Source organism: Amycolatopsis circi, from assembly GCF_003385235.1.
Lineage (GTDB): Bacteria > Actinomycetota > Actinomycetes > Mycobacteriales > Pseudonocardiaceae > Amycolatopsis > Amycolatopsis circi.
In genome coordinates, this window is record NZ_PQIA01000229.1 from 1 (window position 1) to 7790 (window position 7790).

The 7790-nt window shown below is 70.2% G+C and carries 7 protein-coding genes; 2 read left to right on the top strand and 5 right to left on the bottom strand.

The annotated features are described in order from the left end of the window. Positions 1-327: 327 nt before the first annotated feature. Together D0D37_RS44815 and D0D37_RS44820 are read right to left on the bottom strand one after the other, a co-directional pair. Positions 328-1263 (bottom strand): alpha/beta fold hydrolase, encoded by a 936-nt coding sequence (locus D0D37_RS44815; RefSeq protein WP_116206646.1) that lies wholly within the window; start codon positions 1261-1263, stop codon positions 328-330. 642 nt (positions 1264-1905) lie between these two features. Further along, positions 1906-3105 (bottom strand): PucR family transcriptional regulator, encoded by a 1200-nt coding sequence (locus tag D0D37_RS44820; protein ID WP_116206647.1) that lies wholly within the window; start codon positions 3103-3105, stop codon positions 1906-1908. A gap of 199 nt (positions 3106-3304) precedes the next feature. Between D0D37_RS44820 and D0D37_RS44825 the strand changes: the two genes are divergently transcribed. Next, positions 3305-4486 (top strand): PucR-like N-terminal domain-containing protein, encoded by a 1182-nt coding sequence (locus tag D0D37_RS44825; protein ID WP_116206648.1) that lies wholly within the window; start codon positions 3305-3307, stop codon positions 4484-4486. A 50-nt stretch (positions 4487-4536) separates the two neighbouring features. Here D0D37_RS44825 and D0D37_RS44830 read toward each other — a convergent pair whose 3' ends face one another. The 3 genes from D0D37_RS44830 to D0D37_RS44840 are packed head-to-tail and all read right to left on the bottom strand — an operon-like array spanning position 4537 to position 6793. Beyond that, positions 4537-5046, bottom strand: a complete 510-nt coding sequence (locus D0D37_RS44830; protein ID WP_116206649.1) for a GtrA family protein — start codon at positions 5044-5046, stop codon at positions 4537-4539. Between the two features lie 11 nt (positions 5047-5057). Continuing rightward, positions 5058-6233 (bottom strand): lipase family protein, encoded by a 1176-nt coding sequence (locus tag D0D37_RS44835; protein ID WP_116206650.1) that lies wholly within the window; start codon positions 6231-6233, stop codon positions 5058-5060. Beyond that, positions 6230-6793 (bottom strand): hypothetical protein, encoded by a 564-nt coding sequence (locus D0D37_RS44840; protein WP_244223905.1) that lies wholly within the window; start codon positions 6791-6793, stop codon positions 6230-6232. Before D0D37_RS44840 ends, D0D37_RS44835 begins: the two co-directional genes overlap by 4 nt. Before the next feature lie 321 nt (positions 6794-7114). On the opposite strand from D0D37_RS44840, the gene D0D37_RS44845 reads away from it, so the two are divergent. Further along, on the top strand, positions 7115-7790 hold a 676-nt coding region (locus tag D0D37_RS44845), incomplete at its 3' end, for a DUF6801 domain-containing protein (RefSeq protein ID WP_341868017.1).

Genomic DNA, 7790 nt, shown 5'->3' on the forward strand with positions numbered 1-7790 from the left:
GGGCGGGACCGGTCCGGAAGACGGGCGGAGAGGCGGCCCGGAAGGGCGTTCGCCGGAGTGCGGCCGGTAGCCCCGCGGTGCGGGACGGACGAACCCGGAGTCCACATCGGTCATGTTTTATCCTTGCTGGCAACAAAACCGGCCTCTTCGCGGTCGAAGCCGATCCAGATTTTGCGGCACAGGCAACATAATTTCACGGGAACGGCACTGTCAACGGGCCGGTGGCCGCCGTATCCGTCGCCCGTCCGGACTACACCCGAACGGGTGGAACGAAGCGGGTGCAGGTGATACCTCCGGCCCCGGCGCATGCTATCCGCGTGACAATTTTCAGGCGGGCGTTTTCGAATCCCCGATCGAGGCTGCCAAGCGGGCCGCCACATGGTCCAAGGTGAGCCGCGCGGGCGCGGTCTCGGCGAGGAACTCGTTGAGCAGCAGGAAAAACCCGTCCGGGTCGGCCACATGCGGAAAGTGCTTCGCGTTTTCCCGCACCACCAGCCTGCTGTCCGGCAGCAGTTCGGCGGTCCGGCGCCCGTGCGCGACCGGGAGGAGCGGGTCGCGTGCGCCCCAGACCAGCAGCATCGGCACCGATTCGGCCAGGTACAGCTTCTCCGCGGCGCTCGCGCGCTGGCCGCGCAGGTCCATCAGGCTGCCCGCGATGGACAGGAAGGCCCGCCGCCGAGCGGGGTCGGCGAGAGAGCCGAAATGCCGGGCCAGTTCACGTGTTTCAGTTTTCAACGACCCGCCGAGCCGCCGCCCGAGCCGGGCCGCCTGGCGCGCGAGCGCGAGGGTCGCCGGGTTGACGGCCAGCGCGAGGAAGGCCGCCGCGCCGGGCAGCGTGGCGGCTCGGAGCACCAGGCTCACTTCCGTGCCGAGCCCGCCGCTGCTGACCAGCACCAGCCGGTCGCACATTTCCGGGAATTGGTAGGAGAACTGCATCGCGATCCCGCCGCCGAGGGAATGTCCGACGACGGTCGCGTGCCGCACGCCGGACACCGCGAGCACGTCCCGCACGATGCTCGCCATCGCGCCGAGCCCGTAGTCCGCGCGGGGTGCGTCGGAACCGCCGTGCCCGGGCAGGTCCAGCGCCAGCACACGCCGGCCGATTTCCTCGCGGCGGCCGAAAAACGGCGTCCAGGTTTCGATGCTGCCCGCGATTCCGTGCAGCAGCACGACCGCCTCGTCGCCGGTGTCCGCCGCGGGCCGGTGTTCGCGCAGCCGGACCCGCCGGCCGTGGAGGGACAGGGTGTAGGTCTCGAGTGTCATCGGCAGCCTTTCTCGCGAATCCGAAATTAGGGCAGCCGGGCTCTTTCCCGCGCTGTGGCAAAGGCCACTTTCCGGGAATTCGGGACGTGCGTGACAGGAAAGGAAAGCGGAAATCGGCCGCGCGTGCGAATTTTCCGGGACCGCCGAACGGCTTGTCGACAATGCGGCGGCGCCCGGTCATCCTCGACGCATGGCCGCAATGACGCACCGGACGCGCTGATGTCGTGCCGCGCGAGGATCCATTTCGCTCACGAGGGCCGCCGTCCGCCTTCGCCGCGGCCTGCCGGGAGATCGTGGCGAAGGGTGCTGCCGATGCCGGCGAGCAGTCTGGAACGCGGGACGGACCGGCGCCTGCCCCTGACGGCGATCGTGCGGGTGTTCCGCCAGTCGATTCGCCGGTTTCGGCGCGGCTGGGGGCTCCGCTTCGCTGACGTCCGTGAGGGGAACCCTGAGGGAATCAGAGTCCCTCAGGGTTCCCCTCACGGACCGCACGCCGCTCCCGTCGGGACGTTCGGCCTGGGCAGCCGCGTTTCAGCCACACCCGCAGCACCGCCTTGAGTCTCTGGCAGGCGAACCAGATTCCCTCAAGGGGGCCCTCACGGACGTCAGCGGCACCGGGCCGCGCCCATGGACCGGCCGCGGTCAGTTCTCCGGCGGCCGATGCGCGCGCATGAGGCGCTGGGCGCGCAGGGCAAGCTGCATGCCGAGCCGGTCGTCGGCGTCCTTGAGGCGGTCGCCGAACAGTCCCTCCAGCTGCCGCAGGCGGTTGCGGACCGTCTGCGGGTGCACGCCGAGGCGCTGCGCGATCTCCGGCGCCCCGCCCCGGGTTTCCAGCCAGGCCAGCAGGGTTTCGCTGAGCCGCTCGCGCTGCTTGGCGCTCAGCGAGGCGAACGGGTCGAGGCTTTGCCGCGCCAGTTCCGCGGCCAGGAAGTCCTCGGCGAGCAGCCAGAGCGTGGCCAGGTGGTCGCGGCACCAGACGACCGGGCCGGGAGTCTCCGGCCCGGACAGCTGCAGTGCCCGGCGCGCGGTGCGCAACGCGGCCGGCGCGTCGGCAAGCGGCACGGTCGGCGACACCGCGGCCCGCCAGCCGTCGGGCATCGCCGCCAGCGGCGCCAGGTCGGCGTCCGGGTCGCCGGCGAGCAGGTGCGGCTCAGGGCCGTCGAGGTCGGCGAGAACGCCGTCGCCGAACAGTTCGGCCGGGAAGCCGGGGGCCTTGGGGCCGCGCTCGAGGGCGACCATCGCAGTCGTTTCGGGCAGCGGCCACCCCGCTCCGCTCGCCAGTTCGGCGATGCTGCTCGCCGCGCCTTCCGGAGCCTGGACGATCAGCTCCAGCAGCCGTCGCCGCCGGGCGGGCACGGCTCCCTCGGCGTCGGCCTGTGCCTGCTGGTAGCCGGCGATCGCGGTGGCGCACAGCTCGTCGACGTAGGCGAAGATCGCCTCCGCGCCGACCGAGATGACGGCCGGATCGACGCCCGCGGCGACCACCGCGGGGTGCATCGCCCGCCAGGCGACCCTGGCCCCGATCGTGGCCGTGTCCTGCAGCGCGTCGAGGTTGCGGCCCTCGCCGAACTCCACGGCGCCGCGGTCGCGGTAGAACTCGATCCACTGTTCGTGCGGCAGATCCGGGGCGCCCATCGAGTCCACGCAGTGCAGCACCGCGTACTCGACGCTGCGGATCAGCACCTTCCCGAAGACGCCCTTGAGCGGCTGGCCGTAGGCCGGGACCGCGCGCTGGGTTTCCTGGATCATCGCGGCCGCGGCGTGCGCCGCGTGCGGGCGCAGGCACGCGCCGAGCGACCGCGGCAGCGAAGCCAGCAGAGCGAAGCTGCGGTACTCGACCACGAATCCCCCTTCGAGGCGCTGGGGCGGAGGGAGGTGAGCGTAGCTGAAAACGTGCGTCACTAAAAATGAACGATCGGCGCCCGAAAGAGCGACGCGAACCTGTCCTTTTGACACGGACGAGTGTGCGTTCTACGCTCCGTGCCCGGCTGGTGCCGGTTATTCCTGAACCGTCTATTTCCGAGTGGGGGATTAAATCGCCATGCGCAGTTCCGCCGCTTCCGACGGCTCGGTGTGGGCGCGGCTCCCGCGCCGGCTGGGCGACGCGGTGCGCCCGCGGATCCCGGAGATCGCCCGGGCGTGCGTCGCCGCCATCGCCGCCGAGATCCCGGAATATTCCGGGTGCTTCGGCCAGGAGCCTGGCCGGGCCGCCGCGATCGAGCAGACCCGGCGGGGGATCGAACGGGACATCGACCGCGTCGGCGCCCCCGCGATGTGGCAGAGCGACCGGCTCGCCGATTTCCGCGCCCACGGGCGGACGGCGTTCCACGAAGGACTCAGCCGGGAGTCGGTGCAAGCGGCGGTGCGCGTCGCGAGCCGGGTGATGTGGCGCTGGATCGCCGAAATAGCCCAGGAAACCGGGCTGTCCGGCGACGTCGTCTACGGGATGGCCGAGGGCATGCTCGGCGATGTCGAGACGTCGATGGCGGCGGTGGCGGAGGGCTACAGCGCGGCTGAGGCGGCGATGTCGGGCGACGGAGAGCGGAATCGCCGAGTGCTCCGCGCGCTGCTCGGCGGCGGGCAGCGGACCGAAGAGGACAGTCCGGCCGGGCTGCCCGAGCGGGTCGCGGTGGTGGTGTTTCACGCGCTGCCCGGGGCGCCCAAGCTTCCGCCGGGCCTGCTTCCGGACCACGTCGTCGCGGATCCGGCGGGCGATCCGCCGACGGCGCTCACCGCCGCGCCGGACACGGATCTGGAGAGTCTCGCCGGACTCCCCGCGGGCTGGACCGCTGCGGTCGGTCCGCTGGTGCCGTCCGGTTCGGCGGCCGAATCGTTCCGGATCGCGCGCCGCGCGGCCGATCTGGCGGCCCGAGGACTGCTGGACGCGCCGGGCCCGGTGGTCTGGTGCCGCGACCACGTGCCGGCGCTGCTGCTGCTCGCGGACGAGTTCCTGGCGGCACAGCTGGCCGAGACGACGCTGGCCCCGCTCGCCGGGCTGCCGGAGAAACGCCGCGGGCACTTGGCGGAGACGTTGCTGGTGCTGGTGCAGACAAGGGGCAGCGCGCCGGAACTCGCGCGGGCGCTGGACCTGCACCCGCAAACGATCCGCGCGCGGCTGAAAACGCTCGCCGAATTGTTCGGGGACCGACTGACCGATCCTGGCGAGCGGCTGCGGCTCGAACTGGCGTTGCTGGCGGAGCGGGCGCTCCCGGACCGGGAGTGAGCGAGCGCCCGCCTGCCGCGCGTCGGCGGAAACTTCGCCTTATCCGATATTTACGGAATTTTGGCGATCGGTTCGCCTCGCGATCTGGGAAGCTGTGGTGAGATCAGCTCGCCGTCGATCTCCTTCGGACGAGCTGGTCCCGGAAACACCCACCGTCGGTACCCGAACCAGCGAAACCCCGTGCCCGCCGCAGTGCCCAGCACCATTCCCGCGACGAAGTCCGCGATTTCCTGTGCCAGGTAGCCGATCTGCGGTTCCTCAAGACGCAGGACGTACCGCGATACCAGCAGCGGGACGAGATTCACCGCCACCGCACCGGCATTGACGGCGAAGAACAGAGTCGCCTCGCGCAGCCGTCCGTGGCCGCCTCTGTCCACGAAGGACCATTTGCGGGACAGGAAGTACGCGAAGGCTGTCGACGCGACAGTCGCGATCGCCAACGCGGTCACCGGTTTCTGGTGCAGCACAGTCAGTTTGAGGCTGTAGTCGACCAGCACGGTGACCCCGTAGGCGGCCGCTCCGACGACGGCGAAGCGAAACAGTGCGCGCGGCTCGGACATGATTCCGCGGATCAGCAGTTCGACGCGGCCGGTTTACCGGCGATCCGGTCCTTGACGAAGGACAGGACGTCGGCGTTGCCGGTGTAGACCAGCGTGATGTGGTCAGTGTCGTAGGTCTTCCAGGTTTCCTGGACTCCGGCGGCGCAGTACGTCTTGTGCAGGGCGTCGGCTTGCGCGAACTGCACCAGCTGATCGCCGGTGGCGTGGTAGAGGAACAGCGGGGCCTTCGGCGGGGCGGCGCCGAGCTTGTTCTCGGCCAGCCGGGCCGCCCACGCGGGCTGGATGTAGCCCGGGCTCGTGGTGTAGTCGGAGATCTTCTGCCCCGCGTACGTCGTCAGCAGTTCGAACGTGCACGCGCTCTGTTTCATCTCGGCGATCTTCGCGCGGCCGTTGTCGCTGAGGAACGAGTCGAGTTTCAGGTCCGGGTAGGCCTGGTCGAGGCCGATCAGGGCGTAGGCGAAGACCCCGAAGCCGAATTTGCCGTCGAGCTGCAGCGTCACCTGGACGAGGTCGGCGGGCACCCCGCCGGCGGCGATCCCGGCGAGATTGAGTTCCGGGGCGTACGACGGTTGGAGTTCGCCCGCCCACACTGCCGCGCCGCCGCCCTGGGAGTAGCCGCGGAAGACCACTTTCGACGTGCTGGAAAGCCCGGCCGGGGCGAGCCGCTGCGCCGCGCGGACCACGTCGATCACCGCCGGGCCTTCGGACCGTCCCACGACGTACGTCGTTTTGGGGGAGCTTTGGTAGCCCTCGTAATCCGGCACCGCGACGGCGTAGCCCGCGTCGAGCAGGTCGTCGAGGCCGGGTTGCTCGTAGAAAGCGCCCATGTCGATCATCTTCGACGGAGTGCAGGCGAACGCCGGGCCGTGCGTGCCGGGGGCGAACGCGACGACCGGCGCGCTGGCCCGGTTCGCGTTCTTCGGCACCAGCACGGTGCCGGTGACCGCGTTGGGCTTCCCGAGTGCGTTGGTGGACAAGTACATCACCTGCCAGGCGTCGACGGACGCCTTGCGCGGCCCGGCATTCGACGGCCGCCAGCGGATGACGTCGCCTGGTTTGCCCGACGGCAGCGGCGAAGGCGGCGTGTAGAACGAGTCGTCGGCCGGGCCCGGGTCGGGCGCCGCCGCGGCGGCCGGGGCGAGCGCCGTGGCGAGGACCAGTGCGGCGAGCGCGCGGCGGACCTTCATGAACTCGTCCCGTAGACGCGTTTGCAGGTCGCGGATTCGGCGAAGGCCAGGTTCAGCTCGGGGTTCGCCTTGAGGTCCTTGATCGGGCCTTCGGGGTCGGTGAGCTGCCCCATCGTCGCGTCGGCGTCGGCGACCGCCTGGCGAAGGCTCGCCTGGTCGTCCACCTTCGCCTGTTCCATTTCGGACTTCGTCGCGGCGATCTTGTTCGTGGTCTCGGTCAGGTTCGCGGCGGCTTTGTCCACTGCGGACTGTCCGTCCGGGACGGGAGGCACGCCTGCCGCGCGGAGGCCGCCGGACATGTCGCCGAGCGCCGAGCCCAGCCGGTCCAGGAAGGCGACCATCGCGTCCCGCGTCTTGCCGGGGGCGGCGCTGTCGGCGGCCGGCGGCTGGGAGAGCTTCGCCGAGCCCTCGGCCACACTGGCGCACACCTTGTCGACCCACGCGAGCGCCGCCGGGTCGGCGTGCTTGCCGGAGGCCGCGGGTGCGTCCGAGGAGCAGGCAGTGCACGAGAGGAGCACGGCAGCCGACATCGCCAGCACCGCGCTGTGCATTCTGTTCATGGTTTTCGAGGCTACGCAGCACGATCGCGGGCGGGCAAGAATGGAATGCGCGATTGGCACGCGCGTGAACCTTTCCGGATTCGGAGTTGTCACCCGCGTCAGCGTCCCGGTGCTGGGACAGGATCGGGAAAAGTCGCCTTTGTCTGCTAGGAAAAAGTTCCGCGCGGCGTGCCGGGGTGACAATTTGCGGAGCTGTTCCCGGGATTTCCGTAAAAGCTCTTGATCGGCGATCGGATCGCTCGCTAGCTTACTGGCCGGTAGCGATTCCTGTTCACAACGCTCCGCCTTTTCGTATCACTGTTGATACACGGAAGGACCATCGTGAGTCACCCAAGAGGCAAGAAGAAGACGGTCGTGGCCGCCGCGGCCGCGGGTGCGGCGGGGCTCGTCGCCGCCGCGCTGGTGGTCGGGGCCCAGGCCAGTGCCGCCGACCCGATTTCGCTGACGCTGAACTATCACTGCACCTTCCCGCTGGTGGGTTCGCAGTCGCTGAAGGTGGTGATCAACACCGATCTGCCGCCGGCGGTGAACGCCGGGCAGGCGACCGGGGCCTTCGACATCAAGGCCGTGTCCACGATCAACGCGGACACGGTCAGCGGACTGAGCCTGATCGGGGCCACGACCCTGGAGGGCAGCGCGACCGCGAGCGCGAAGGTGGCCGCCCCCGGCCTCGACCTTCCGGTCAGCGTCCCGATCGCGCTGGACAAGACGAACATCCCGCCTTCGGGCGAGATGAACATCAACGCGACCGGCAAGACGCCGTCGCTCACGTTCACCCAGCCCGGCCAGGCGAAGATCACCGTGGGCGACCTGGCGCTCAAGGTCACCCCGCGCAAGGCGGACGGCTCGGTCACCGGGATCACCCCGGACGGCACCATCAACGCGCCGTGCACCCAGGACCCTGGCCAGAACAACACCCTCGCCACGATCACCGTCAACGGCGGGACGTCCACGGCTCCGCCCCCGACCTCCGACACTCCTCCGCCGACCTCCGACA